Source organism: Streptomyces sp. NPDC090025 (assembly GCF_044748125.1).
In the GTDB taxonomy this organism is placed as follows: domain Bacteria; phylum Actinomycetota; class Actinomycetes; order Streptomycetales; family Streptomycetaceae; genus Streptomyces.
Map to the genome: position 1 here is coordinate 173235 of NZ_JBIVFL010000003.1, position 25217 is coordinate 198451.

18 protein-coding genes are annotated in these 25217 nt (G+C 72.7%); 10 read left to right on the plus strand and 8 right to left on the minus strand.

Going from position 1 to position 25217, the window contains the following annotated elements; all coding sequences use genetic code 11:
* The first annotated feature begins 7 nt into the window (after positions 1 to 7).
* Positions 8 to 907 (plus strand): tyrosine-protein phosphatase, encoded by a 900-nt coding sequence (locus ACIPXM_RS10155; RefSeq protein WP_401654000.1) that lies wholly within the window; start codon positions 8 to 10, stop codon positions 905 to 907.
* A gap of 94 nt (positions 908 to 1001) precedes the next feature.
* Here the strand turns inward: ACIPXM_RS10155 and ACIPXM_RS10160 are convergent, their stop codons facing one another.
* From ACIPXM_RS10160 to ACIPXM_RS10175, 4 genes are read right to left on the minus strand one after another with little or no spacing between them, the layout of a single operon-like run.
* A complete protein-coding gene (locus ACIPXM_RS10160) occupies positions 1002 to 2159 on the minus strand; it encodes an acetyl-CoA C-acetyltransferase (RefSeq protein WP_401654002.1) in 1158 nt (385 codons plus the stop codon).
* 41 nt (positions 2160 to 2200) lie between these two features.
* Complete coding sequence (locus ACIPXM_RS10165; protein ID WP_401654004.1) at positions 2201 to 2818, minus strand: TetR/AcrR family transcriptional regulator; 618 nt, start codon at positions 2816 to 2818, stop codon at positions 2201 to 2203.
* 33 nt (positions 2819 to 2851) lie between these two features.
* Complete coding sequence (locus tag ACIPXM_RS10170) at positions 2852 to 3691, minus strand: SDR family oxidoreductase (protein WP_401654006.1); 840 nt, start codon at positions 3689 to 3691, stop codon at positions 2852 to 2854.
* The gene (locus ACIPXM_RS10175) at positions 3688 to 4866 is read right to left on the minus strand and encodes an acyl-CoA dehydrogenase family protein (RefSeq protein WP_401654789.1); all 1179 of its coding nucleotides are present in this window, start codon (positions 4864 to 4866) and stop codon (positions 3688 to 3690) included. The genes ACIPXM_RS10170 and ACIPXM_RS10175 overlap by 4 nt, the downstream gene beginning before the upstream one ends.
* A gap of 108 nt (positions 4867 to 4974) precedes the next feature.
* Between ACIPXM_RS10175 and ACIPXM_RS10180 the strand changes: the two genes are divergently transcribed.
* Together ACIPXM_RS10180 and ACIPXM_RS10185 are read left to right on the plus strand one after the other, a co-directional pair.
* Positions 4975 to 6129, plus strand: coding sequence for an acyl-CoA dehydrogenase family protein (locus ACIPXM_RS10180; protein ID WP_401654008.1), 1155 nt, complete (start codon positions 4975 to 4977; stop codon positions 6127 to 6129).
* Positions 6129 to 7127 (plus strand): acyl-CoA dehydrogenase family protein, encoded by a 999-nt coding sequence (locus ACIPXM_RS10185; protein WP_401654010.1) that lies wholly within the window; start codon positions 6129 to 6131, stop codon positions 7125 to 7127. Before ACIPXM_RS10180 ends, ACIPXM_RS10185 begins: the two co-directional genes overlap by 1 nt.
* Positions 7128 to 7164: 37 nt before the next feature.
* Here ACIPXM_RS10185 and ACIPXM_RS10190 read toward each other — a convergent pair whose 3' ends face one another.
* Positions 7165 to 7548 carry a VOC family protein gene (locus tag ACIPXM_RS10190; protein ID WP_401654012.1) on the minus strand — a complete coding sequence of 128 codons (384 nt, stop codon included), beginning with the start codon at positions 7546 to 7548 and terminating at the stop codon, positions 7165 to 7167.
* 78 nt (positions 7549 to 7626) lie between these two features.
* Complete coding sequence (locus tag ACIPXM_RS10195) at positions 7627 to 8232, minus strand: PadR family transcriptional regulator (protein ID WP_401654014.1); 606 nt, start codon at positions 8230 to 8232, stop codon at positions 7627 to 7629.
* A gap of 111 nt (positions 8233 to 8343) precedes the next feature.
* On the opposite strand from ACIPXM_RS10195, the gene ACIPXM_RS10200 reads away from it, so the two are divergent.
* The 7 genes from ACIPXM_RS10200 (at position 8344) to ACIPXM_RS10230 (ending at position 18648) form a co-directional block, all read left to right on the plus strand.
* On the plus strand, positions 8344 to 9471 hold the full coding sequence (locus ACIPXM_RS10200) for an LLM class flavin-dependent oxidoreductase (RefSeq protein WP_401654016.1): 1128 nt from the start codon (positions 8344 to 8346) through the stop codon (positions 9469 to 9471).
* Positions 9468 to 10205, plus strand: coding sequence for a glucose 1-dehydrogenase (locus ACIPXM_RS10205; RefSeq protein WP_401654018.1), 738 nt, complete (start codon positions 9468 to 9470; stop codon positions 10203 to 10205). The genes ACIPXM_RS10200 and ACIPXM_RS10205 overlap by 4 nt, the downstream gene beginning before the upstream one ends.
* Entirely contained in the window at positions 10202 to 11080 is an 879-nt protein-coding gene (locus ACIPXM_RS10210) for an alpha/beta hydrolase (protein WP_401654020.1), read from the plus strand. Before ACIPXM_RS10205 ends, ACIPXM_RS10210 begins: the two co-directional genes overlap by 4 nt.
* An 81-nt stretch (positions 11081 to 11161) precedes the next feature.
* Positions 11162 to 16318, plus strand: a complete 5157-nt coding sequence (locus ACIPXM_RS10215; RefSeq protein ID WP_401654022.1) for a caspase family protein — start codon at positions 11162 to 11164, stop codon at positions 16316 to 16318.
* Entirely contained in the window at positions 16315 to 16644 is a 330-nt protein-coding gene (locus tag ACIPXM_RS10220) for a hypothetical protein (RefSeq protein WP_401654024.1), read from the plus strand. Before ACIPXM_RS10215 ends, ACIPXM_RS10220 begins: the two co-directional genes overlap by 4 nt.
* A complete protein-coding gene (locus ACIPXM_RS10225; RefSeq protein WP_401654026.1) occupies positions 16641 to 17099 on the plus strand; it encodes a hypothetical protein in 459 nt (152 codons plus the stop codon). Before ACIPXM_RS10220 ends, ACIPXM_RS10225 begins: the two co-directional genes overlap by 4 nt.
* 184 nt (positions 17100 to 17283) lie before the next feature.
* A complete protein-coding gene (locus ACIPXM_RS10230) occupies positions 17284 to 18648 on the plus strand; it encodes a hypothetical protein (protein ID WP_401654028.1) in 1365 nt (454 codons plus the stop codon).
* Positions 18649 to 18779: 131 nt separating this feature from the next.
* Here ACIPXM_RS10230 and ACIPXM_RS10235 read toward each other — a convergent pair whose 3' ends face one another.
* The gene (locus ACIPXM_RS10235; RefSeq protein WP_401654030.1) at positions 18780 to 20240 is read right to left on the minus strand and encodes a glutamate synthase subunit beta; all 1461 of its coding nucleotides are present in this window, start codon (positions 20238 to 20240) and stop codon (positions 18780 to 18782) included.
* A complete protein-coding gene (gltB, locus tag ACIPXM_RS10240; protein WP_401654032.1) occupies positions 20233 to 24807 on the minus strand; it encodes a glutamate synthase large subunit in 4575 nt (1524 codons plus the stop codon). The genes ACIPXM_RS10235 and gltB overlap by 8 nt, the downstream gene beginning before the upstream one ends.
* Positions 24808 to 25217 lie beyond the last annotated feature (410 nt).

Sequence of the window (25217 nt, forward strand, 5' to 3'; positions counted from 1 at the left end):
TCCCTCGATGTCTCTGTCGAGACGCGCACTGCTGGGCACCGCCGCCGCCACCGCGCTGCTCGCGGCCACCGGGCCGTCGGCCCTGGCCGCACCACGCGGCCCGCGCGCGGCCGCGGCCCCCCGCCAGATCCCGCTCCAGGGCGCGGTCAACGTCCGTGACCTGGGCGGCTACCTCACCTACGACGGGAAGCGGGTCCGCCAGGGCCTGGTCTTCCGGGGCGACCACCTGGGCAAGCTGACCGACGCCGACGTGGCGACGCTCGGCGGGCTCCGGCTGACCCGGGTGATCGACTTCCGGATCCCGCTCGAAGTGCAGTCCGACGGCGCCGACCGGCTCCCGGCCGGGGCCGCCGGGGTGGCGCGGCCGGTCACCGACAACGGGCTGTACGGGCAGCTGCTCGCGGCGATCGGCTCGCGCGACCCGGTGAAGCAGGAGGAGATGCTGGGCGGCGGCCGGGCCGCCGCCTTCATGACCGGGGTGTACCGCACCTTCGTCACCAGCGCCGCCAACCGGGAACGGATCGGCGCCACCCTGCGCGACCTGGCGGCGCCGGGCGCCGGACCGCTGCTCTACCACTGCACCTCGGGCAAGGACCGCACCGGCTGGGTCAGCTGGCTGGCGCTCAACCTGGTCGGGGTGCCGGAGCGGACGGCCACCGAGGACTACCTGGCCTCCAACACCTTCCGCGCCGCCTACGACGCCAGGGTCCGCGAGGGCCTGAAGCAGGGCGGTCTGATGCAGCACCCCGAGCTGATCATCCCGCTCCAGGAGGTCCGCCGGGAGTACCTGGACGCGGCCCTCGCCGAGCTGAACACCGGCTACGGCAGCCTCTACCGGTACGCGACGGACGGCCTGGGCCTGGACCTGCGGACGCTGGCGGCGCTGCGGGAGCGGCTGGTCGGCTGAGCGGTCGTACGGCACGCACACGGAGCGGGCCCCCGGCGCCGGGGGCCCGCTCCTCGTCCGCGCGCTTCCCGAACTCGTACCGAGAACTGCTCCGTTACAACCGCTCGATGATCGTCACGTTCGCCTGCCCGCCACCCTCGCACATCGTCTGGAGTCCGAACCGCCCGCCCGTGCGCTCCAGTTCGTGCAGCAGCGTCGTCATCAGCCGCACGCCGGTCGCGCCCAGCGGGTGGCCGAGCGCGATGGCGCCGCCGTTGACGTTGACCTTCTCCGGGTCGGCGCCGGTCTCCTTCAGCCAGGCGAGGACGACCGGGGCGAACGCCTCGTTGATCTCGACCAGGTCGATGTCGTCGAGGGTCATGCCGGCCTTCTTCAGGGCGTACGCCGTCGCCGGGATCGGCGCCGACAGCATCCGGATCGGGTCCTCGCCGCGCACCGACAGGTGGTGGATGCGGGCCCGCGGGGTGAGGCCGTGCTCGCGGACCGCGCGCTCGCCGGCGAGGAGCATCGCCGCGGCCCCGTCGGAGACCTGCGAGGAGCAGGCGGGGGTGATGGTGCCGCCCTCGACGACCGGCTGCAGACCGGCCATCTTCGCCAGGCTGGTGTCGCGGCGCGGGCCCTCGTCGACGGTGACGTCCCCGTACCCGACCGTCTCCCTCGTGAAGCGGCCCTCGTCGATCGCGCGCAGCGCCCGCTGGTGCGAGCGCAGCGCGAACTCCTCCTGGTCGCGGCGGGTGATGCCCCACTTGGCGGCGATGAGTTCGGCGCCGTGGAACTGGTTGACGGGAGCGTCGCCGTACCGGGCGCGCCAGCCCTCGGAACCGGCGTACGGGCCCTCGGTCAGGCCGAGGGGTTCGGCGGCCTGCCGGGAGGCGAAGGCGATCGGGATCATGGTCATGTTCTGGGTGCCGCCGGCGACGACCAGGTCCTGGGTGCCGGAGAGCACGCCCTGGGCGGCGAAGTGGACGGCCTGCTGCGAGGAGCCGCACTGCCGGTCGATCGTGACGCCGGGCACCTCCTCGGGCAGTCCGGCCGCCAGCCAGCTGGTGCGGGCGATGTCACCGGCCTGCGGTCCGACGGTGTCGAGGCAGCCGAAGACCACGTCCTCGACGGCCGCCGGGTCGACGCCGGAGCGCTCGACCAGCGCCTTCAGGACATGGGCGCCGAGGTCCGCCGGGTGCACGGCGCCGAGTCCGCCCTTGCGGCGGCCCACCGGGGTGCGGACCGCGTCGACGATGTATGCCTCGGCCATGACTGTTCCTCCTGTGGCTACGGGGTGCGCAGCGGGGTGCGCTAGGGGGTGCGTACGGCGATCCCGTCCAGGACCATCGACAGGTACTGGCGGGCGATCTCCTCGGGACTGTGCTGGCCGCCCGGGCGGTACCAGCTCGCGGCGACCCAGACGGTGTCGCGCACGAAGCGGTAGGTGAGGCGGATGTCGAGGTCGGCGCGGAAGGCGCCGGACCCGACGCCCCGTTCCAGGGTGCCGAGCCATGCCTTCTCGAACTTGACCTGCGAGTCGGTGAGGTAGTGGAAGCGGGGCTGGTCGGTGAGGTGACGGGCCTCCTTCTGGTAGATCGCGACGGCGGCGCGGTACCGGTCGATCTCCCGGAAGGACTCGGTGACCAGGGCCTCGATGGTCTCCCTGGGGCCGAGCCCGGCGGCGAGCACGGCGTCGTAGCCGTCCCAGAGCTCGGTCAGGAAGGTGGAGAGGATCTCGTCGAGCATCGATTCCTTGGAATCGAAGTGGTAGTAGAGGCTGCCGGCGAGCATGCCCGCCTCGTCGGCGATCTTGCGGACGGTGGTGGCGTTGTACCCCTGGGCGGCGAACACCTCGGCCGCCGTGTCGAGGAGTTCCCTGCGCCGCTCGGGCGAGGCGGTCACCTGCGTCTTCTTCTTGGTCGTTGGCACCCGTCCATTGTCGTCCCCGGCCGTCTCCGATCCCTACGGGTGCTGGCTGCTGACGGCGACCGTCTCGCCGGTCATGTACGAGGAGTAGCCGCTGGCCAGGAAGACGATCACGTTGGCGACCTCCCAGGGCTCCGCGTACCGGCCGAACGCCTCGCGCGCGGTGAGCTCGTCGAGCAGTTCGGCGGAGGTGACCTTGACCAGGTGGGGGTGCATGGCGAGGGAGGGGGCGACGGCGTTGACGCGGACGCCGAGCGGGGCGGCCTCGACGGCGGCGCAGCGGGTGAGGGCCATCACCCCGGCCTTGGCGGCGGCGTAGTGGGCCTGTCCGGCCTGGGCGCGCCAGCCGACGACGGAGGCGTTGTTGACGACGACGCCGGGGGACGGGGTGTCGCGGAAGTGGCGGAGGGCGGCGCGGACGCAGCGCATGGTGCCGGTGAGGGTGACGTCGAGGACCCGGTCCCACTGTTCGTCGGTCATGTCGGCGAGCGGCGCGGTGCCGCCGAGTCCGGCGTTGTTGACGAGGACGTCGAGGCGGCCGTGGAGGCGTACGGCGGTGGCGTAGAACGCCTGGACCTGGGCCTCGTCGGTGACGTCGCAGGGCTGGGCGGCGACGGCGTCGGCGCCGAACTCGGCGGCGAGCGCCTCCTCGGTCTCCTTGAGGCGGCGGGTGTGGGCGTCGCCGATGAGGACCCGGGCGCCCTCCTCCAGGAGGCGGCGGGCGGTGGCGCCGCCGATGCCCGCGCCCGCGGCGGCGGTGACGACGGCGGTCCGCCCGGCGAGCAGCCCGTGCCCGGGGACGTAGGCGGGCGCGGACCCGGGCGCGGGCGTGGCGCCGGGGCCGGGCGTGGTGCCGGGGGCGGGAGCGGGGCTCATGCGCGGGGCTCCTTCGGCAGGCCGAGCACCCGCTCGGCGATGATGGTGCGCTGGATCTCGCTGGACCCGGCGTAGATGGTGTCGGCGCGGGAGAACAGGAACAGCCGCTGCCAGTCGTCGAGTTCGTAGGCACCTTCGAGGTCGTACGAGCCGTCGGCGCGGGTCCCGGCCGCGGCGAGGGTGCCGGCGGCGCCCCGGATGTCCATGGCGAGTTCGCCGAGGTCGCGGTGCCAGTGCGACCAGCAGAGCTTGGCGAGCGAGGGGTCGACCCCGGCGAGCGCGTTGGCGCGCAGCGTGCGCAGTCCGGCCCAGGCGCTGACCAGGCGGGCGCGGACGAGCGGGTCGTCGACGGCGCCGTTGGCGCGGGCGAGGTCGACCAGGGCGGTGAGTTCGCGCCGGAAGCCGACCTGCTGGCCGAGGGTGGAGGCGCCGCGTTCGTAGCCGAGGGTGGCCATGGCGATCCGCCAGCCGTCGCCGGGGGCGCCGACGACGTACGAGGCGGGGGTGGTGGCGCCGTCGAAGAAGACCTCGTTGAACTCGCTGGTGCCGGTGAGCTGCACGATGGGCCGGATCTCGACGCCGGGCTGGTCGAGCGGGACGAGCAGGTAGGAGAGCCCGGCGTGCGGGCGGGCGCCGGGGGCGCGGGGTTCGGTGCGGGCGAGCACGAAGCACCACTGGGACTCGTGGGCGAGCGAGGTCCAGATCTTCTGGCCGTGCACCACCCAGTGGTCGCCGTCGAGGACCGCGCGGGTGCGGACGGCGGCGAGGTCGGAGCCCGCCTCGGGTTCGCTGTAGCCCTGGCACCAGAGTTCGTCGACGGCGCGGACGGCGGGCAGGAAGCGGGCCTTCTGCTCGTCGGTGCCGTGGTCGATGAGGGTGGGGCCGAGCAGCTGTTCGCCGATGTGGTTGACCCGGGCGGGGGCGTCGGCGAGCGCGTACTCCTCGTGGAAGGCGATCTGCTGCTCGATGCTCGCGCCGCGCCCGCCGTGCTCGACGGGCCACCCGACGCAGGTCCAGCCGTGGGCGGCGAGGTGCCGCTCCCAGGCGAGCCGTTCGGCGAACGCCTCGTGCTCCCGGCCGGGTCCGCCGAGGCCCTTCAACGCGGCGTACTCGCCGTCCAGTTGCTCCCGCAGCCAGTCGCGTATCTCGGTGCGGAACTCCTCGACGCTGCTCATGGTGCTGCTCATGCTCGTACGTTAACCTACCAAACACTTGTTAGGGAAGCGTGGAGAAGCGCACCGCGAGCGGCGCGGAACCCGGAGCGGGAAGGCGGCGGAGCCCGGATGGACCTGACCCACGACGAGGACACGGAGGCGTTCCGGGCGGAGGCCCGCGCCTGGCTTCGGGCCCATGTGCCCACGACGCCGCTGCCGTCCCTGGAGACCGCGGCGGGCTTCGCCGCGCACCGCGCCTGGGAGGCCGAACTCGCCGCCGCCCGCTGGTCGGTGGTCTCCTGGCCGGAGCGGTACGGCGGCCGGGGCGTCGACATCTTCCGCTGGCTGGTCTTCGAGGAGGAGTACTTCGCGGCGGGCGCGCCGGGCCGGGTCACGCAGAACGGCATCAACCTGCTCGCCCCCACTCTCTTCGACCACGCCACCGAGGAGCAGCGGGCCCGGGTGCTGCCGGCGATGGCGACCGGCGCGACGGTGTGGGCGCAGGCGTGGTCCGAGCCGGAGGCCGGGTCCGACCTCGCCTCGCTGACCTCGCGCGCGGTGCGCACCGCGGGCGGCTGGCTGCTGTCCGGGCAGAAGACCTGGTCCTCCCGGGCCGCGTTCGCCGACCGGGCCTTCGGGATCTTCCGCACCGACCCGGCGCCCGCCGCCGAGGGGCGGCCGCACCGGGGCCTGACCTATCTGATGTTCGACCTGCGGGCGCCGGGCGTGACGGTCCGGCCGATCGGCCGGCTCGACGGCAAGCCCGCGTTCGCCGAACTCTTCCTGGACGAGGTCTTCGTGCCGGACGAGGACGTGATCGGCGAGCCGGGGCAGGGCTGGCGGATCGCCATGTCCACCACCGGCAACGAGCGCGGGCTCACGCTCCGCTCCCCCGGCCGTTTCCTGGCCGCCGCCGACCGGCTGGTCCGGCTCTGGCGGGAGCGGGCGGAGCCCGGCGACTCGGCGCTGCGCGACCGGGTGGCGGACGCGGTGATCGGGGCCAGGGCCTATCAGCTGTTCACGGCGGCGGGCGCGTCCCGGTTCGCGGCGGGCGGCGAGATCGGCGCCGAGTCCAGCCTCAACAAGGTGTTCTGGTCGACCTACGACATCGCGCTGCACGAGACGGCGCTCGACCTGCTCGGCGCGGACGGCGAACTGTCCGACACCGAGTGGGCCGAGGGCCATGTCTTCTCGCTCGCCGGGCCGATCTACGCGGGCACCAACGAGATCCAGCGCGACATCATCGCCGAGCGGCTGCTCGGCCTCCCGAAGGGCCGCCGCTGATGCGCTTCCTGCCGACCGACGAGCAGCGCGACTTCGCCCGCTCGCTCGACGCGATGCTGACGGCCGCCGACACCCCGGCGGTGGTACGGGCCTGGGCGGCGGGCGACCGCGGACCGGGCCTGGCGGTGTGGGAACGGCTCGGCGCGGCCGGGGTGTTCGGGCTCGCGGCCTCGGAGGCGTACGAGGGGATGGGGCCGCTGCCGGTGGAACTGGCGCACGTCTTCGTGGAGCTGGGGCGACACGCGGTGCCGGGTCCGCTGGTGGAGACGGTCGCGGCGACCGTGCTGCTCGCGGAGCTCGCCGAGCGCGGCGAACCGGGCCCGGCGAAGCGGCTGCTGCCGTCCCTGGTGGAGGGCCGGACGGTGGCGACCCTCGTGCTCGACGAGGTCTCCCCGTACGCGCTCGATCCCGACGCCGCCGGGGCGGTCCTGGTGGTGACCGGCGAGGAGCTGCGGCTCGCGGCGGGCCACGGGGCCCTGCGGATCTCGGCCGATCCGGTACGGCGGCTCGGCCGCCCCGCGCCGGGCGGCGAACTGCTCGCCGCCGGGCCCGCGGTGGCCGCGGCGGCGGACCGGGCACGGGCCTGGGCTCTGCTGGCGACGGCGGGCCAGTCGCTCGGGGTGGGGCGGGCGCTGCTCGACCGTACGGTGGCGTACGCCCGGCAGCGCACCCAGTTCGGCACCCCGATCGGCGCTTTCCAGGCGGTGAAGCACCGACTGGCGGACACGTTGATCGCGCTGGAGTTCGCCGCGCCGCTGCTGTTCGGAGCGGCGGTCACCTTTGAGAGCGGTGATCTCGCGGCGGCGAAGGTGACGGCGGGCGAGGCGGCCCGTACGGCTGCCGCCACCGCGCTGCAACTGCACGGCGCCGTCGGCTACACCGAGGAGCTCGACCTCTCCCTCTGGCTGCGCAAGGCCCGCCCGCTGCGCGACGCCTGGGGCACCCCGGCCTGGTGCCGGGCCAGGGTGCTCGACGCGACGCGCGACGGGCTGGGCTGACCGTCCCCCGGCTGCGGCCCGGCCGCCCGGCCGGGTCTCAGCCGCCGGTCGCGTCGCGCTCGGCCTGGCTGCGCTCGACACAGAACTCGTTGCCCTCGGGGTCCTGGAGGACCACCCAGCCGGTGCCGTCCGGGCGGCGCTGGTCGTCGAAGAGCGTCGCGCCGAGGGCGATCACGCGCTCCACCTCGGCGTCGCGGGTGCGGTCCTGCGGCTGGACGTCGAGGTGGACGCGGTTCTTGACGGTCTTCTTGTCCGGGACCTGGATGAAGAGCAGACCACCGCCGGGGATCTCCACCAGCGCCTCCGGGTCGCCCGGGTTGTCGTCGTCGGAGAGCTGGGAGTCGAGGACCTGGGCCCAGAAACCGGCCAGGGCGTAGGCGTCGGAACAGTCGATCGTGATGTGGCGCACAAGAGAGCTCATGCGGCCACTATCGCGGGCGCCGGGACGCCAAGACAGTGATTTTCCCTGCGGGCCGAGGCGTGTCACGGCCGGGGCAGGTCAGGGCCGTTCGCGGCGCCGGGCGGCCAGCTCCTCGACGTCCGCGAGCATCGCGTCGGCGAGATCCCGCTCGGCGGCGTAGTGCCGCTCGGCCCAGGTGAGGGTGAGCGTCGGGTACGCCCATGCCTCGTCCGCGCGCGCCCGTTCGGCGTCGGCGGCGGCCCGCAGCCGCATGGTCTCGGCGTACTCCCGCTGGGCGGCCAGGATCTCCCGGATCCGCTCGGGCTCCAGGAGGTGGCCGAGCCACATCCGCAGCATCGGCCCGTGCTTGAGCACCGGCGGGTCGAGCGGGGCGGTGGCGGCCCAGTCGCGGACGGCGGCCAGACCCGCGTCGGTGATCCGGTAGACCCGCTTGTCACGGCTGCCGGTCTCCGGCGCGACCAGCCGCGAGCTGGCGTACCCGGCCGTCTCCAGGCGCTTGAGCTCGCCGTAGATCTGACTGAACGACGGGCTCCAGTAGAAGAACCCGAGCGACTGGTCGGACCACTTCTTCAGGTCGTAGCCGGACAGCTCCCGCCCGAAGGAGAGCAGGCCGAGCACCGCCCAGCTGGTCGCGGGCAGTCCGGGCCGCTCCCCGGCGCCGCCGCCCTTGGTGTCATCCGCCACGCCCGCAGTCTACGACCGGCCGTCCGCCCCCTTCCCGGGCTCCCCTATGCCTGCTAGAAGTATTTCTATTCGAAATAGCATCAGAGACAGCCCCGGAGCGAAGGAGCTCACGTGAAGTTCTCGATGATCTTCGAGGCCCAGCTGGCCGACCCCACCCCCGAACGCGAGCACCAGGTCATCCACGACTGCGTCGAACAGGCCGTCCTCGCCGAGGAGATGGGCTTCGACCGGATCTGGGCGGTCGAGCACCACTCCCTCACCCAGTACGCCCACATGAGCGCCTCCGAGATCTTCCTGACCTGGGTCGCCGCCCGCACCCGGACCATCCGGATCGGGCACGGCGTGGTGACCATGCCCTTCGGCTACCAGCACCCGGTGCGGGTGGCCGAACGGGTCGCGATGCTCGACGTGCTGTCCGGCGGACGGCTCGACGTGGGCGCCGGGCGCGGCGCGACCCGGCAGGAGATGCGGATGTTCGGGGTGGCGCCCGAGGACACCACGCCGCAGACCGAGGAGGCGCTGCGGATCCTCGCGGCGGCCTGGCGGAAGCCGGAGCTGGAGTGGCACGGCTCGCTCGACATCGGCCCCGGCGCGGTCCTGCCCCGCCCGGCGCAGACCCCGCACCCGCCGCTCTTCATGGCCTGCTCGAAGCACGAGACCCTGCGGACGGCCGCCGAACTCGGCATCGGCGCCCTGGTGATGGGCTTCGCGGGCGCCGACGACGTGCGCGCCATGCGGACGGTGTACGACGAGGCGATCGCCGCCCGGGACGGCTCCCGGTTCGTGTCCACCGAGGTCAACGACCACTTCTCGGCGCTGTGCCCGACGATCGTCCTGGACGACGCGGCCCGCGCGCTCCGGCTCGGCACCCGGGGCCAGCGCTTCTTCGCCGAGTCCATCGCCCACTGGTACGGCGGCGGCCCCGCGCCCACCGGCTACGCGGAGGACGAGGACCACGTCGGCGCGCTCGCCCGGGAGCGGGACGCGCTGGTCGCCCGGCTGCACGAGGCCGACATCCCGGCCCGCCCGGTCGACACCGGCACCTACAACGCCGACCACGCCTACGGCGACGCGGCCACCGCGATCGCGTATGTGGAGCGGCTGCGCCGGATCGGCGTCGACGAGGTGATGTGCCTGATCCAGATGGGCACGGTGCCGCAGGAGGTCTGCCTGGAGACCATCCGCCAGTGGGGCGAGACGGTCATCCCGCACTTCCGCGCCTCGGCGGACGCCACGTGACCGGCGGGCCGGCGGGCCTCGACGGCAAGGTGGTCATCGTGACGGGCGCGGCGCGCGGCCAGGGCGCGGCGGAGGCCCGGCTGCTCGCGGCGGCCGGGGCGCGGGTGGTGGTCACCGATGTGCGGGAGGCGGAGGGCCGGGCGGTCGCGGCCGGACTCGGGCCGGAGAGCGCTGTGTTCGTACGGCACGACGTGACCTCGGCGGACGACTGGGCGACGGTGACGGACACCGCGACGACCGCGTACGGGCGCCTGGACGGCCTGGTCAACAACGCGGCCCTGTGGCGCACCGCGCCGGTGGACCGGGAGACGTACGACAACTTCGAACTGCTGCTCCGGGTCAATCTGCTCGGACCGTTCCTGGGCATCCAGGCGGTGCTGCCCGCGCTGCGGGCGGCGGGCGGCGGCGCGGTGGTGAACGTGTCCTCGACGGCCGGACTCACCGGTCTGCCGGGCCACGCGGCCTACGGGGCGGGCAAGTTCGGGCTGCGCGGCCTCAGCCGTTCGGCGGCCCGCGACCTCGCCCCGTACGGCGTCCGGGTCAACACCGTGCACCCGGGCGCGATCGACACCCCGATGACGGCGGCGGTGGCGGCGAAGGACTGGTCGCATGTGCCGCTGGGCCGGATGGGGCGCCCGGGGGAGGCCGCCGAGCTGGTCGCGTTCCTGCTGTCGGACGCGGCGTCGTACGTGACGGGCGCGGAGTTCACCGTGGACGGAGGCCTCACCGCATGACCGACGACCCGCTCACTCCCACCGCGCGGGCGCTGTGCGACGCGATGACGGCGGTGTTCCCGGCGCCGGGCGCGAGCCCCGCCGAATTCCGGGCGGCGACCCGGTCCGCCGCACCGGATCCCGAACTCCTTCCCTTTTCACGGGACTTCGAGGTGGACGGGGTACCGGTCCGGAGCTACCCGGGCGACGGCGACCTGGTGATCGTGTTCGCGCACGGCGGCGGCTGGGTGCTGTGCGACCTGGACACCCATGACCGGCTGTGCCGCGCGCTGGCCGCCCGTACCGGCGCGACGGTCGTCTCCGTCGACTACCGGCGGGCCCCCGAACACCGCTTCCCGGCCGCCGAGGACGACGTCGACACCGTGGTCCGCTGGGCGGCGGCCCACCCCGGGCGCCGTCTGGTCCTCGCCGGGGACTCCGCGGGCGGCAACCTGGCGGCGGCGTGCGCGCTGCGCGCCCGCGACCGGGGCGGGCCCGCGCTCGCCGGACAGCTGCTCGTCTACCCGGTCCTCGACCACCGCCTGGCGGGCCCGTCGGCCACCGCGTACGCCGAGGGGTTCTTCCACACCACCGCCCACACCCGCTGGTACTGGCGGCAGTACCTGGGCCCGGACGGCGACCCGGCCGCCGCCTCCCCCGCCCTCGCCCCCGACCTCACCGCCCTGCCCCCCACCCTGATCCTGCTCGCCGACTGCGACCCGCTCCGCGACGAGGGCCTGGCCTACGCCCGGCGCCTGTCGGCATCCGGCGTCCCGGCCCAGGTCCAGCTGCACACCGGCATGTTCCACGGCTTCCTCGGCGGCCTCGGCCTGCTGCCGGAGGCGGAGCACGCGCTGGACGGCGCGGCGGCCTGGCTGAACCGGCTGAGGAGGTGATCCCGCAAGCGGGGAACGACGTCCCGGAGAGTCTGGAATCATGACGTCCTCGGGGGCCGTACAACGGAGTTGGGGGTGTGCGTGAGCACGCAGCGGGGAGCGACCCAGGACACCGCGCAGGTGACGACCGGTACCCGAAGGGCCCTGCTCATCGGAGTCCGGGACACCGCCGCGCTGGCCCGGAACCCGCGACTCGCCGCTCAGTACAAACCCTTGGTCTGCGTCGAGGGTGACGTCCGGCGCATCGAAGAGTCGCTCTCCGCCTCGGAGTACCAGGTGACCTCGCTCCATCCCGGTCACCCGGTGGAGGAACACCGCGACACCTCCCGGGACATGATCCGGCAGACCGTGGAGGACTTCTTCGCCACGTGTTCCCCCGGCGACACGGCTCTGCTCTATGTCTCGAGTCACGGCGTGGCGATCGACGGCCGCGAATACCTCGTCCCCTCGTCCGCCCGCCACCACCCCGACGGCAGCCTGAACCCCCGGTCACTGATCGAGACCACCGTCACCGACCTCCTGTACGGGATTCCCCCGGAGGTGACGGTCGTGGTCTGTCTGGACATCTGCCGGACCGACGTGCCCGGCGCGGCGCCCAAGCTGGACAAGCCTCTCGTCGGCGACGAGTACGAGAACGTCGTCTGGCTGCGCGCCGCCGGACAGGGGCAGGCGGCCTTCGCCGACCCGGAGAAGGGCAGCTACTTCGGACTCGCCCTGTCCGAGGCGCTGTCCGCCTCCCGGCCGCCGAAGACCCTGGGCAAGATCCACTCGTTCGTGCGGGACCGCATCGTACGGCTCACCGACCGGCTCGACGGACCGTCACCGGCGGTCGAGCTCCTCGCCCCCGAAGGGCGCGAGTCGTGGGCACGGGAACTCGTCCTCTGCGAAGGCTCGGAGGAGACCGTGCGCTGGGCGAAGATCGTCGGCGACTCCGCTCTGTGGCGCCACACCTCCGGCACCGAAGCCTGCCACGAGCAGGTGAAGCACGCGCTCGGTGAACTGGCGGCCGAGGTCGCCCGGAGCCGCATCGACACCGAGGCTCCGCTCAGCACCCCCTGGCATGATCCCGACTACCCCGAGCGGGTCGTCCGGATACTGGACCGGCTCGTGGCCGACGCACGGCTCGAACCGCACGAGCGGCTGTCCCCGGCCGAGACGGCCGCCCTGCTCGCGGCGCCGCTCCTGCACGAAGGAGTCGTCGCCATCGCTCTGAGCGAGCTGGCCCGACTGCGGCCCGACCGGCTCGACCACTGGGACACCGTTCGAGGTGCGGACCCGACGCGGGCCGAGGACCGGGAGGCGTGCGAGGGCGCCGCCGACATCTGCCGGGCACACTCCCGGGTGAGGCAGGCGGCCGAGACCTTGCGGCGGCGCAAGCTGACCGACGCCGCCACCGCCGCCGATCACTGGCTGCGCCACCGTTTCATCGCGGAGTGGGACCCGCTGTGGGAACGCGACGGCGACTACCCGGCCGTCGACGCCTTGGTGCGGATGGTGGTCAGGGCGGTCTCGGCCGGATCGGAGGGCGCCTGCCCCCGCCCCTCCGACGTCGACCAGGCCGTCCGGCGGGTACTGCCCCATATGACGGTCACCCCGGGCTCCACCCCGCGCATCGACGACTCCGACGACCCGGGCTGGAGCCGGGTGGAGCGCCCCGTACCCGGCAACAGCTGGCGCAACAAGGAGCTCGCCTACCTGCTGTGGCTGGCCGCGCTGCTCGCCGCCGACCCACGCCGGATGTCCAGCGTGCTCGTCGACCACCTGGGGGCGCACCACCCGCTCGCCCCCTCCGACGTGATCACCGCCGCGGCCGCTTCGGGCTGGGAGGAGACCACCCGCGGTGGCCTCACGGTCTACGCGCTCCGCCTCAGCTGCCCGCACCCCGCGCTGCACGCCGCTCTCGAGCAGCTGGCCGCGACGGCCGACGGTTCCGTGACCGGTCTCCACCGGAAGTGGCACGAGGCGGGCAGCGCGGCGCCCGATCTCCTGCGGGGCGTGCCTTACCAGGTGACCACGGAGTTCCTGAAGCCCGCCGACCGCCGGTACACCAAGCCGCTGGAGCGCGTCCGTCTCGCCGAGGACGAGATCCGCCCGCTGCTCATGGGCACCCAGCTGTACGGCGACCGGATGCTCGCGGTGCGCGAGCTGTACCAGAACGCGCTGGACGCCTGCCGCTACCGGCAGTTGCGCATGCTCTACGGGCAGAAGCGAGGGCGCTATCACGGCACGGGGACGATGCCGGAGATCCGGTTCGTCCAGGCGTACGACGAGGGCCGCCCGTACATCGAGTGTGGTGACGACGGTGCCGGGATGAGCAGGGAGAAGCTCACCTCGATGTTCGCCCGCGCCGGGAAGCGGTACGAACAGGACCCCGACTACGTCCAGGAACGGCGCAACTGGAGACGGGCCGGCCTGCTGCCCGCGGCGTTCAACAGCCGTTTCGGAATCGGCGTGTTCAGCTACTTCATGCTGGCCGAGGAGGTCACGGTCAGTACCACCGCGATCGACCAGCACGGCAACCCGGACCGAGCGGTCCCCCCGCTCCAGGCGACCATCCAGTCGGGCTCCGGACTGCTGCAGATCCGTGAGGGCGACGACGGTCCACAGCTCGGCGGCTCGACCATTCGGCTCTATCTGAGCGCGGAGGACGACGGGAAGGATCCGCCGTCGGTGGTGGAGACCCTGCGCCGGCTGCTCTGGGTCAGCGCCTTCCGGGTGTCGGCGATCGAGTACGGCCCGGACGGCGAGCGGATCCGATCCGAGATCTGGGAGCCGGAGCGGCTCCAGGCACCCGCGGCGCGCACCGCGGAGTGGCCCGAGAAGCCGGTGGACGCGGGAGACGGCAGCTGGATCGTCCAGGGGCAAGGTCAGCTGCTCCTGGACGGCATCGTCGTGGAGGACGCCCCGAAGGTCCACGGGTACGTGTTCAACCTGCGGGAGAGGCATCGGCCCGTGCCGAGCGTGAACCGCAACTCCCTGCTCGAGTACGACGAGACGGGGGTTCGGAGGGAGCTCCTCGCCTCCGTCCCACGGGCCAGTGAGACGCTCGATGCGATGTCGATGGACTGGCTGTGGTCGCTGGCAGGATCCGCGCCGCAGTTGCTGGTGAAGTTGTTCGACCACGCGCCGCAGGACGCGTGCGGGCTCATGGACCACCACAGCTCCGAGCTCACCCTCACCTCCGCTCGGGTGCCGCTGCGCAAGGCCGGCGTCCTCTCCCTCGACTCCGGCAATTCCGCCAACGGTGTGTCCTCGTCCGTCTGGCCGTACGGCGGGACGGCAGGACGCAGGCTGCTGGACAGATGGCGCGCGACGGTCCTCGGCTTCGCCTCCCCCGCCACACCCCCGTTCGCGCCGGAAGGCTATCCGGAACCCATCGGCCTGGACGCCCTGCTGTTCGCCCAGGGCGCCCTGCAGACACCGTGGACGGCTCCGCTGACCGCAGCGGCCCAGGTGGAGATCCCGCTGGCCGAGAGCCTCCGTGCGCTGCGCCGCTACGCGATCGTGGGCGTTCACGTCCCCAGCGTGCGAAGCATCACGGAGCTGCGCGAGTTCGGCACGCCGACCCGACGGCTCGCTGCTCTCTACGTGGCGTACGACAACGCGTTCAAGGGGAGCTCCGCGCCTGCCGCCCACGCCCCCTTGCTCTTCGTGGCGGCCCTTCACGACATGCCGGCCGCTGACCTCCTCGACGACGTGGACCGGCTCGTTCACCTCGGCATCGAGATCCCGGACCCGAGCATGCTGCGCTCGGCCGACCTGAGCATGAAGCTCCTGCCCTCCGAGATCCAGCTCCTCTGCGTGCAGTCCGCCGAGCTCGGGATCTGGCTCCACGGCACGGTGCAGCCTGCGGAACTGCTCGCGCGTGTGCCCGTGCCCGCCCAGCGTCGTGCGCTGGTGGAACGGCTCGGCCAGCTGGAACCGCTCGGCTTCGTCCTCTCCGATGCCGTCACCGAGGCGACGGCCGACCACCGCGGGCTGAGCTCGTACCAGCAGAAACTGGTCTCGCGTGACGCCGACGGGGTCGGACCGTGGCTCCCCGCCGGGGCGCTCACCATGTGGCAGCTCCTCGACCGGGCGTCCAGGACCGATCAGTCGCTGGAGAAGGTGGCGGCAGACATCAACGCGATCACCGCCGTCACCGGTGTCTCCGCTCCGGATGTCCCCGTGGCATGCCGTACCTGGGTGCCGCCGAGCTGGATCGAACGCCCGGAAACCGGCGCGTTCTCCCTTCCCCGGCTCAGTCCCCGCACGATCTTCCGCAGCGCCTGGCGGCTGATGTTCGGCGCCCACAGGGCTGAGGTTCGCCCGACACCGGACGAACTGCGCCGCACGCTGGCGCTGCTCGGCGAGTGCGTCACCCTGCCTGCCCCGGCCGAGCTGATCGTGGCCCAGTTCGAACGCACTCCTTCCGCCCTGGTGGCCCTGCTGGAGGAGGTCTTCCCCGGCTGGCCGAACGCCGAGGACCCCTGGGGTTTCGCAGCCGGGGACGTCGGTTTCCCCCTGCTCCTGAGGCTCGCCTCCCGGCGCAGGAGCTCTCTCGGTGTCGTCGCCGACGAACTGACCGACGCCGATCCGCAGCTCCCGCTGAGTCTGCCCGACCTCACCGACGAGGCACGTGGGCTCCGGCCCGAGTCGGCCGAGACCGACCACCTCGTCCACGAAGGACCCGACTCCAGGTACGAGTTCAAAAGCCGGCTCGCCATCAAGGACGTGCTGGCCCACTCGAAGGCCCGTTCGTGCACGCTGGCCGAGTCCGCCCGCGCACTCGACGCGTACCGGTGCGTCGGTGCTCCCGCCTTCCCCGGACCCGTCGACGGCCCCCTCGCCACCCTCCGGGCCACGGACTTCGATCTCGCCGCCTTCGACCACAGCCTGCTCGGTGAGGAATCCCTCGGCCCGCTCGAACTCGTCCTCGTCGCCGGGCGTTTCGGCTGGACACTCGGTGCCGCGTACGACCGGTACGCACCCTTCGCCTCGCTCGGTCTACGCGTCACCACGCCTGAACCCGAGGGAGCCGAGCGAGACATCGTTCCTGGCTGGGCCGATGTCATCGCGCTCACGGAGGAGTTGACCGGACGGCTGCCCCGGATCCAGGGAACCGTCACCACCGAGCACATCGTGCTCTGCGCCGAGGAGACCGAGCGGTCCGAGGGGGAGGCCCTCGATCTGCTGCGGCCCTACGCCCGCCTGTTCGAGCTCCAGCTTCCCGCAGCATCCGGAGGACCACACCCATGAGCTCTGCCGTCCCCTACGTGTCACAGGATCTGCCGAAGGACCCGCCCGTCACCACCTTCCTCTGGCAGGTCTCGTCGAACCCGACCCGTGTCCGGGCCACCGGCGAATGCCCCGCGTGCCGGTGCGTCACGACCCGGGTCTGGGAGGAGTACCAGCACGTGCCCAAGGGGCCCGCCGCGGACGGGTGGAAGGAATTCGCCACCGGAAAGCCCCGGTACGCGCGCTGCCGGTGCACCACCTGGCACACGGGCAGGCCCGCCGACGCCGACGACGGCTGCGGCGCCTCCTTCTATGTCGCGCTGCCGCCGCAGGGGCTGTCGCTGTGAGCGCTCATGAGTACACGGCGAAGCAGATGCGTGAGGCCGACGAGCGGATCCAGGCCATGGTGGAGCCGCCCGAGCAGTTGCGGGTGGCCCGGCAGCAGGCCGAGGGGTACCGGAACTACCTCGCCTCCATCACCGGACTGCTCACCGTGGTGTTCGTGCTCAAGGGCCAGGAGAACCTGAGCAAGATGACCACCGGGCCTCGGTGGTGGGTGGTCGGACTGCTCGCGGCGGGCTTCCTGCTGCTGCTCGTGGCGTCCTGGATCATGGTCTCGGCCGTGCACGAGCGACCCGGGCGAAGGTGGGTCTCCGACGCGGAGCTGCTCCTCAGGTACGAGGAGGCCCGGGCGGCGACCGTACGCCGGATGACGGGCTGGGCCCGCTGGATGGGCCTGGTCGGGGTCGCCGCGGTGTCCGCCGCGTCCCTGGTCACCTGGATCTTCCCCGGCAAGAGCTGACGAACGTCCCCGCCGGACCACCCCGCACGCGCCGCGGCGCCCACCCAGTCGTCCGATCCTCTGCACGCCGCTCTCGCACCGCTCGGCCGCGGACGGCCTCCCGGGCTTCGACCGGCTGCGCCGGACTCCGTCCGGCGATCCGGCTCACCGCCCCGGCCGATCCGGCCCCGGCTAGCTTGGGCGCATGACGAGCCTCGACCACCCGCGCCTGTCCGGCCTCGGACGCAACCCGGCGGCCCCGCAGGACGTGCTGGTGCGGCTGGCCGCGCACCCGGCCGGGCGGCACGGCATGGCGCAGCGTCACGGACAGCTGGCGGACGCCGTGGCCGAGGCGCTGCTGACGCACGGCGGCGGTGACTCCGCGGTGCGCCTGCACGGGGACCGGGTCTCCGCGCGGATGCGCCGGAGGATCGCCGGGCATCCCGATCCGGCGGTCCGTGACGCGTTCGCGGACTCCGTCCGCGGCATGGTGGAACTCGGTGTCCCGGTCGGGCTCGACCACCTGGAGGAGGTCCACGGCAGACCACGGGCGGAGCTCGTCCGGGACCCGGACCCGGAGCTGCGCGTCGCGGTCACGCTCGCCTGGACCGACCGGCCGCTCACCGTGCAGCGGGACCTGCTCGCCGACCCCGATCCACGGGTCCGCTCGGCCGCCACCCAGCGGGAGCGTCCGGGCATCCCGCCGGAGTGGCGGGAGCGCTGCCTCGCCGACCCCGCCACGCGCGCCCACGCGGCCGCCCATGTCCCGCTCACCGCCGAGCAGTTCGAGCGGCTGCTGTGCGGCGGTGACGAACGGGTCCTGCACGCCGTCGCCGGGAACCCGCACCTTTCCGCGGAGCTGACCGCCAGGCTGCTGGACGTCGAAGACCCGGAGGTGCGGCTCGCGGTGGCGCGGAGCCGACACGCCGACGCCGTGACCAGGGACCGGCTGTACGGACTCGTGGCGGCGGAGCGGGCGGCGGGGAGCGTCGCCGCCCAGGTGGCGCTGGACTGGTCCTTCGCCGAACCCACCTGGCTGCGCAAGGCGCCCCTCGCCGACCGGCTGGCCTTCCTGGACTGCCCGTACCCGGTGTTCCGACGGGTCCTCGCCGCCTGCCCCGACCTGCCCGAGGATGCCTGGCGCCGACTGGACGACGACCCCGATCCGAAGGTCCGCCGAACCGCCGCCCGCAGACCCGACGCACCGCCGCGGGTCCTGGAACGGCTGGCCCGCACCGACGACGACAGCTCCTCCCCCACCGAGCCGCCGCTCGTCGACCACCCGCGCTTTCCCCGGCACCTGCTGCGCACCTTCGCCGACGACCCGAACCCCCGGGTGCGCCACCTCGCGCTGCGGGACGCGGAACTGCCGGTGCTGGTGCTGCGGCGGCTCGCCGCCGACGACGACGCCTTCGTACGCCGCGGGGCCGCCCGGCACCCCCGCGTCACGGCCGAACTCCTCGAAGCGCTGCTCGCGGACCCGGACCCGGAGGTCGCGGACGAGGCGGCGGCCAACCCGGCGCTGCGGCGGGACGGGATGGAGCGGATCCTCACGGAAGCGGGTCTCTGACAGGGCACGGCCGACACCGGCCTACCCCCGCACGCGCCGCGGCGCCCACCCAGTCGTCCGGTCGGGGACATTCGGGGGGCGCCGCGCTCAGTTCCGCACGTCGTTGTGCGGGACGTCTTTGAGGGCCCGGGTCAGACCGTCAGGGAACGGTCCGTCGGGCGGATGGGGGCCGGGAGGGAGCTGGCGCCCGTCAGGTAGCGGTCCACGCCGCGGGCGGCCGAGCGGCCTTCCGCGATGGCCCACACGATCAGGGACTGACCACGTCCGGCGTCACCGGCGACGAAAACGCCATCGACATTGGTGGCGAACTCTCCGTCACGGGCGATGTTACCCCGCTCGTCGAGGTCGAGACCAAACTGCGCCACCAGACCGTTCGCCACGTCCGTGCCGGTGAAGCCCATCGCGAGGGTCACCAGCTGCGCGGGGATCCGGCGCTCGGTGCCCGGCTTCTGGGTCAGCTTGCCGTCGACGAACTCGACCTCGATGAGGTGCAGGAACTGGACGTTGCCGTCCTCGTCGCCCTCGAAGTGGGTGGTGGAGACGGAGTAGACCCGCTCACCGCCCTCCTCGTGCGCCGACGTCACCTTGTACAGCATCGGGAAGGTCGGCCACGGCTGGTTCGGCGCCCGGTCCTCGCCCGGCCTGGGCATGATCTCCAGCTGGGTGACCGAGGCCGCGCCCTGGCGGTGCGCCGTACCGACGCAGTCCGCGCCGGTGTCGCCGCCGCCGATGACCACGACGTGCTTGCCCTCGGCGGTGATCGGCGGGGCGACGAAGTCGCCCTCCTGCACCTTGTTGGCGAGCGGCAGGTACTCCATCGCCTGGTACACCCCGGCCAGCTCGCGGCCCGGCACCGGCAGGTCGCGCGCGGTGGTGGCACCGGCGGCGACCACGACCGCGTCGAAGCGCTTGCGCAGGTCGCCCGCGGTGATGTCCTGGCCGACCTCGATGCCGGTGCGGAACTTGGTGCCCTCCGCGCGCATCTGCTCGATGCGGCGGTTGATGTGCACCTTCTCCATCTTGAACTCGGGGATGCCGTAGCGCAGCAGACCGCCGATGCGGTCGGCCCGCTCGTACACCACCACGGTGTGCCCGGCCCGGGTCAGCTGCTGGGCGGCGGCGAGACCCGCCGGGCCCGAGCCGATCACGGCGACGGTCTTGCCGGACAGGCGCTCGGGGGCCTGCGGCGCGACGGAGCCGTTGTCCCACGCCTGGTCGATGATCGAGACCTCGACGTTCTTGATGGTGACGGCCGGCTGGTTGATGCCGAGCACGCACGCCGCCTCGCAGGGCGCGGGGCACAGCCGCCCGGTGAACTCCGGGAAGTTGTTGGTGGCGTGCAGCCGCTCCGACGCCGCCGTCCAGTCCTCGCGGTAGGCGTAGTCGTTCCACTCGGGGATCAGGTTCCCGAGCGGGCAGCCGTTGTGGCAGAACGGGATGCCGCAGTCCATGCAGCGGCCGGCCTGCTTGCTGATGATCGGCAGCAGCGAACCGGGGACGTAGACCTCGTTCCAGTCCTTGACGCGCTCGGCGGCGGGGCGGGTCTTCGCGACCTCGCGCCCGGTGGTGAGGAAGCCCTTAGGGTCAGCCATGGGTCGCCGCCTCCATCATCTTCTCGGTGGTCTCGGCCTCGGAGAGACCGGCGAGCTCAGCGGCGTCCTTGGCGGCGAGCACTGCCTTGTACGTGGTGGGGATGATCTTGCTGAAGCGGCCCGCCGCCTGCTCCCAGTCGGCCAGCAGCTTCTCGGCGACCGTGGAGCCGGTCTCCTCCTGGTGGCGGCGCACGACATCGTGCAGCCAGGCGGCGTCGGTGTCCGACAGCTCCTCGACGGCGCCGAGGTTGCCGGAGTTGACGTTGTCCCGGTCGAGGTCGATCACGTACGCGACACCGCCGGACATGCCCGCCGCGAAGTTGCGGCCGGTCTCGCCGAGGACGACCGCGCTGCCGCCGGTCATGTACTCGCAGCCGTGGTCGCCGACGCCCTCGGAGACCACCAGGGCCCCGGAGTTGCGGACGCAGAAGCGCTCGCCGGTGCGGCCGCGCAGGAAGAGTTCGCCGCCGGTGGCGCCGTACCCGATGGTGTTGCCCGCGATGGTGGAGTACTCGGCGAGGTGCTCGGCGCCGCGGTCGGGGCGGACCACGATCCGGCCGCCGGACAGGCCCTTGCCGACGTAGTCGTTGGCGTCGCCCTCCAGGCGGAGGGTGACACCGGCCGGCAGGAAGGCGCCGAAGGACTGGCCCGCGGAGCCGGTGAAGGTGATGTCGATGGTGTCGGCCGGGAGGCCGGCGCCGCCGAACTTCTTCGTCACCTGGTGGCCGAGCATGGTGCCGACCGTCCGGTTGATGTTGCGGATCGCGATCTGCGCGCGGACCGGCTGGGCGGTCGCGGCGGACTCGGCGTTCAGGGCCTCGGCGGCGAGCTGGATCAGCTCGTTGTCGAGGGCCTTCTCCAGGCCGTGGTCCTGCTCGACCAGGGCGTGGCGGACCGCGCCGGACGCCAGCTCGGGCACGTGGAACAGCGGGGCCAGGTCGAGGCCCTGGGCCTTCCAGTGCGAGACGGCGCGGCTGGTGTCGAGGAGCTCGGCGTGGCCGACGGCCTCCTCGATGGTGCGGAAGCCCAGCTCGGCGAGGATCTCGCGGACCTCCTCGGCGATGAACTCGAAGAAGTTGACGACGAACTCGGGCTTGCCGGAGAACCGGTCGCGCAGCACCGGGTTCTGGGTGGCGATGCCGACCGGGCAGGTGTCGAGGTGGCAGACGCGCATCATCACGCAGCCGGAGACGACCAGCGGGGCGGTGGCGAAGCCGAACTCCTCGGCGCCGAGCAGCGCGGCGATGACGACGTCACGGCCGGTCTTCAGCTGGCCGTCGGTCTGCACCACGATCCGGTCGCGCAGCCCGTTGAGCAGCAGGGTCTGCTGGGTCTCGGCGAGGCCGAGCTCCCAGGGGCCGCCCGCGTGCTTGAGCGAGGTGAGCGGCGAGGCGCCCGTACCGCCGTCGTGACCGGAGATGAGGACGACGTCCGCGTGCGCCTTGGAGACACCGGCGGCGACCGTGCCCACGCCGACCTCGGACACCAGCTTCACGTGGATGCGGGCGGCCGGGTTGGCGTTCTTGAGGTCGTGGATCAGCTGAGCCAGGTCCTCGATGGAGTAGATGTCGTGGTGCGGCGGCGGCGAGATGAGGCCGACGCCCGGGGTGGAGTGCCGGGTCTTGGCGACCCACGGGTAGACCTTGTGGCCGGGCAGCTGGCCGCCCTCGCCGGGCTTGGCGCCCTGCGCCATCTTGATCTGGATGTCGTCCGCGTTGACCAGGTACTCGCTGGTGACGCCGAAGCGGCCGGAGGCGACCTGCTTGATCGCGGAGCGGCGCGCCGGGTCGTACAGGCGGTCCGGGTCCTCGCCGCCCTCACCGGTGTTGGACTTGGCGCCCAGCTGGTTCATGGCGATGGCGAGGGTCTCGTGGGCCTCGCGGGAGATGGAGCCGTACGACATGGCGCCGGTGGAGAAGCGCTTGACGATCGCGGAGACCGGCTCGACCTCGTCGATCGGGATCGACGGGCGGTCGGAGGCGAAGCCGAACAGGCCACGCAGCGTCATCAGCCGCTCGGACTGCTCGTCGACGCGCGAGGTGTACTGCTTGAAGATGTCGTAGCGCTTGCCGCGGGTGGCGTGCTGGAGCCGGAAGACGGTCTCCGGGTCGAACAGGTGCGGCTCGCCCTCGCGGCGCCACTGGTACTCGCCGCCGATGTCCAGGGCGCGGTGCGCCGAGGGGATGCCGGTGACGGGGTACGCCTTGGCGTGCCGGGCGGCGACCTCCTGGGCGACGATGTCGAGCCCGGCGCCGCCGATCTTGGTGGCGGTGCCGTTGAAGTACTGCTCGACGAAGGCGGGGTCGAGGCCGACGGCCTCGAAGACCTGGGCGCCGCGGTAGGAGGCGACGGTGGAGATGCCCATCTTCGACATGACCTTGAGGACGCCCTTGCCGAGGGCGTAGATCAGGTTGCGGATGGCCTGCTCGGGCTCGATGCCGTCGATGAAGGTGCCGGCCCTGACCAGGTCCTCGACGGACTCCATGGCGAGGTACGGGTTGACCGCGGCGGCGCCGTAGCCGATGAGCAGGGCGACGTGGTGGACCTCGCGGACGTCACCGGCCTCGACGAGCAGACCCACCTTGGTGCGCTGCTTGGTGCGGATGAGGTGGTGGTGGACGGCGGCGGTGAGCAGCAGCGACGGGATCGGCGCGTGCTCGGCGTCGGAGTGCCGGTCGGAGAGCACGATGAGCCGGGCGCCGCCCTCGATGGCGGCGTCGGCCTCGGCGCGGATGTCCTCGATGCGGGCGGCGAGCGCCTCGCCGCCGCCGGAGACCCGGTAGAGGCCGGAGAGGGTGACGGCCTTCATGCCGGGCATGTCGCCGTCGGCGTTGATGTGGATGAGCTTGGCCAGCTCGTCGTTGTCGATCACCGGGAAGGGCAGGGTGACCGAGCGACAGGAGGCCGAGGTGGGGTCGAGCAGGTTGCTGCCGGGGCCGAGGGAGGAGCGCAGCGAGGTGACGAGCTCCTCGCGGATGGCGTCCAGCGGCGGGTTGGTGACCTGCGCGAAGAGCTGGGTGAAGTAGTCGAAGAGCAGCCGCGGCCGGGCGGACAGGGCCGCGATCGGCGAGTCGGTGCCCATGGAGCCGATCGGCTCGGCGGCGGTGCGGGCCATCGGGGCGAGGAGGACGCGGAGCTCCTCCTCGGTGTAGCCGAAGGTCTGCTGGCGCCGGGTGACCGAGGCGTGGGTGTGCACGATGTGCTCGCGCTCGGGGAGGTCGGAGAGCTCGATCTCGCCGGTCTCCAGCCATTCGGCGTACGGCTGCTCGGCGGCGAGGCCCGCCTTGATCTCGTCGTCCTCGATGATCCGGTGCTCGGCGGTGTCGACGAGGAACATCTTGCCGGGCTGGAGGCGGCCCTTGCGGACGACCTTGGCGGGGTCGATGTCGAGGACGCCGACCTCGGAGGAGAGCACGACGAGGCCGTCGTCGGTGACCCAGTAGCGGCCGGGGCGCAGACCGTTGCGGTCGAGGACCGCGCCGACCTGGACGCCGTCGGTGAAGGTGACGCAGGCCGGGCCGTCCCAGGGCTCCATCAGGGTGGAGTGGTACTGGTAGAAGGCGCGCCGGGCCGGGTCCATCGACTCGTGGTTCTCCCACGCCTCGGGGACCATCATCAGGACCGCGTGCGGCAGCGAGCGCCCGCCGAGGTGCAGCAGCTCCAGGACCTCGTCGAAGGAGGCGGAGTCGGAGGCGTCGGGGGTGCAGACCGGGAAGATCCGCTCGATGCCGCGGCCGTCCTGGCCCTGGCCGAAGACGTCCCCGGCGAGCTGGGCCTCGCGGGCGGTCATCCAGTTGCGGTTGCCCTTGACCGTGTTGATCTCGCCGTTGTGGGCGACGAAGCGGTACGGGTGGGCGAGCGGCCAGCTCGGGAAGGTGTTGGTGGAGAACCGGGAGTGGATCAGCGCGACGGTGGTGGCGAAGCGGCGGTCCGACAGGTCCGGGAAGAAGGGCTCCAGCTGGCCGGTGGTCAGCATGCCCTTGTAGACGATGGTGCGGGCGGAGAGCGACGGGAAGTAGGTCCCGGCCTCGCGCTCGGCGCGCTTGCGCAGGACGAAGGCCCGGCGGTCGAGCGCGATGCCGTGGTCTTCGCCGCCTCCGGCGACGAAGAGCTGGCGGAAGACCGGCATGGTGGCGCGGGCGGAGGCGCCGAGCAGCTCGGGGGCGACGGGGACCTCGCGCCAGCCGAGGACGGTCAGGCCCTCCTCGGCGGCGAGCGTCTCGATCTTCTCGACGGCCTGTGCGGGGCCGTCGGCAGGCAGGAAGGCGATGCCGACGGCATATGCACCGGCGGCGGGGAGCTCGAACCCGGCGACCTCGCGGAGGAACGCGTCCGGGACCTGGAGCAGGATGCCGGCGCCGTCTCCCGAGTCGGGCTCGGAGCCGGTGGCGCCGCGGTGCTCGAGATTGCGCAGTACGGTCAGCGCCTGCTCGACCAGCTCGTGGCTGGCAACACCGGTGAGGGTGGCCACGAACCCGACACCACAGGCGTCGTGTTCGTTACGGGGGTCGTACATCCCCTGCGGGGCGGGGCGACCGTCCATGGGCGACCAGGCGTCGGAACGCATCGGCTCTCCCGTCGTCGTCGTGGCATATGCAACAGCCGAGGGACGACGTTGGCCCTCCGCGAAATTTCGTGCAGGTTACATGATGGCTGGCTTCTCGCGAAGTGGATAGCTCATTCCAGCATGCGGACACCGCCGAGGTGGGGGCGGTGGCGTGTGGTTCAGCTGTGAGGCACGGAAACAACGCCGTTTCCGTGGGGACAGGCCGTGGAATTCCGGGGCTCTCCGGGATGGCTCCGGGGATCATCGGTGATCCTCGGGGGCCTTTCGGGGGTGAACCGGCGACCCGTCGCAGAGCGGGCCTCATTGCCCGCGGCGCTTACGCCTCATGCCCGCCGGACGAGGGTTCGAAACCGTCCGGTAACCGGGTAGTTATGTGGTGCCGCGCATAGCATCGCATCCACCGGGGGCAT

Coding starts and splice junctions, on each gene's coding strand:
- ACIPXM_RS10175 (WP_401654789.1), bottom strand. CDS start 4,866: ATGAGCAGCGTCGAGGAGTTCCGCACCGAGATACGCGACTGGCTGCGG.
- ACIPXM_RS10155 (WP_401654000.1), top strand. CDS start 8: ATGTCTCTGTCGAGACGCGCACTGCTGGGCACCGCCGCCGCCACCGCG.
- ACIPXM_RS10170 (WP_401654006.1), bottom strand. CDS start 3,691: ATGAGCCCCGCTCCCGCCCCCGGCACCACGCCCGGCCCCGGCGCCACG.
- ACIPXM_RS10160 (WP_401654002.1), bottom strand. CDS start 2,159: ATGGCCGAGGCATACATCGTCGACGCGGTCCGCACCCCGGTGGGCCGC.
- ACIPXM_RS10235 (WP_401654030.1), bottom strand. CDS start 20,240: ATGGCTGACCCTAAGGGCTTCCTCACCACCGGGCGCGAGGTCGCGAAG.
- ACIPXM_RS10210 (WP_401654020.1), top strand. CDS start 10,202: ATGACCGACGACCCGCTCACTCCCACCGCGCGGGCGCTGTGCGACGCG.
- ACIPXM_RS10230 (WP_401654028.1), top strand. CDS start 17,284: ATGACGAGCCTCGACCACCCGCGCCTGTCCGGCCTCGGACGCAACCCG.
- ACIPXM_RS10180 (WP_401654008.1), top strand. CDS start 4,975: ATGGACCTGACCCACGACGAGGACACGGAGGCGTTCCGGGCGGAGGCC.
- ACIPXM_RS10190 (WP_401654012.1), bottom strand. CDS start 7,548: ATGAGCTCTCTTGTGCGCCACATCACGATCGACTGTTCCGACGCCTAC.
- ACIPXM_RS10220 (WP_401654024.1), top strand. CDS start 16,315: ATGAGCTCTGCCGTCCCCTACGTGTCACAGGATCTGCCGAAGGACCCG.
- gltB (WP_401654032.1), bottom strand. CDS start 24,807: ATGCGTTCCGACGCCTGGTCGCCCATGGACGGTCGCCCCGCCCCGCAG.
- ACIPXM_RS10185 (WP_401654010.1), top strand. CDS start 6,129: ATGCGCTTCCTGCCGACCGACGAGCAGCGCGACTTCGCCCGCTCGCTC.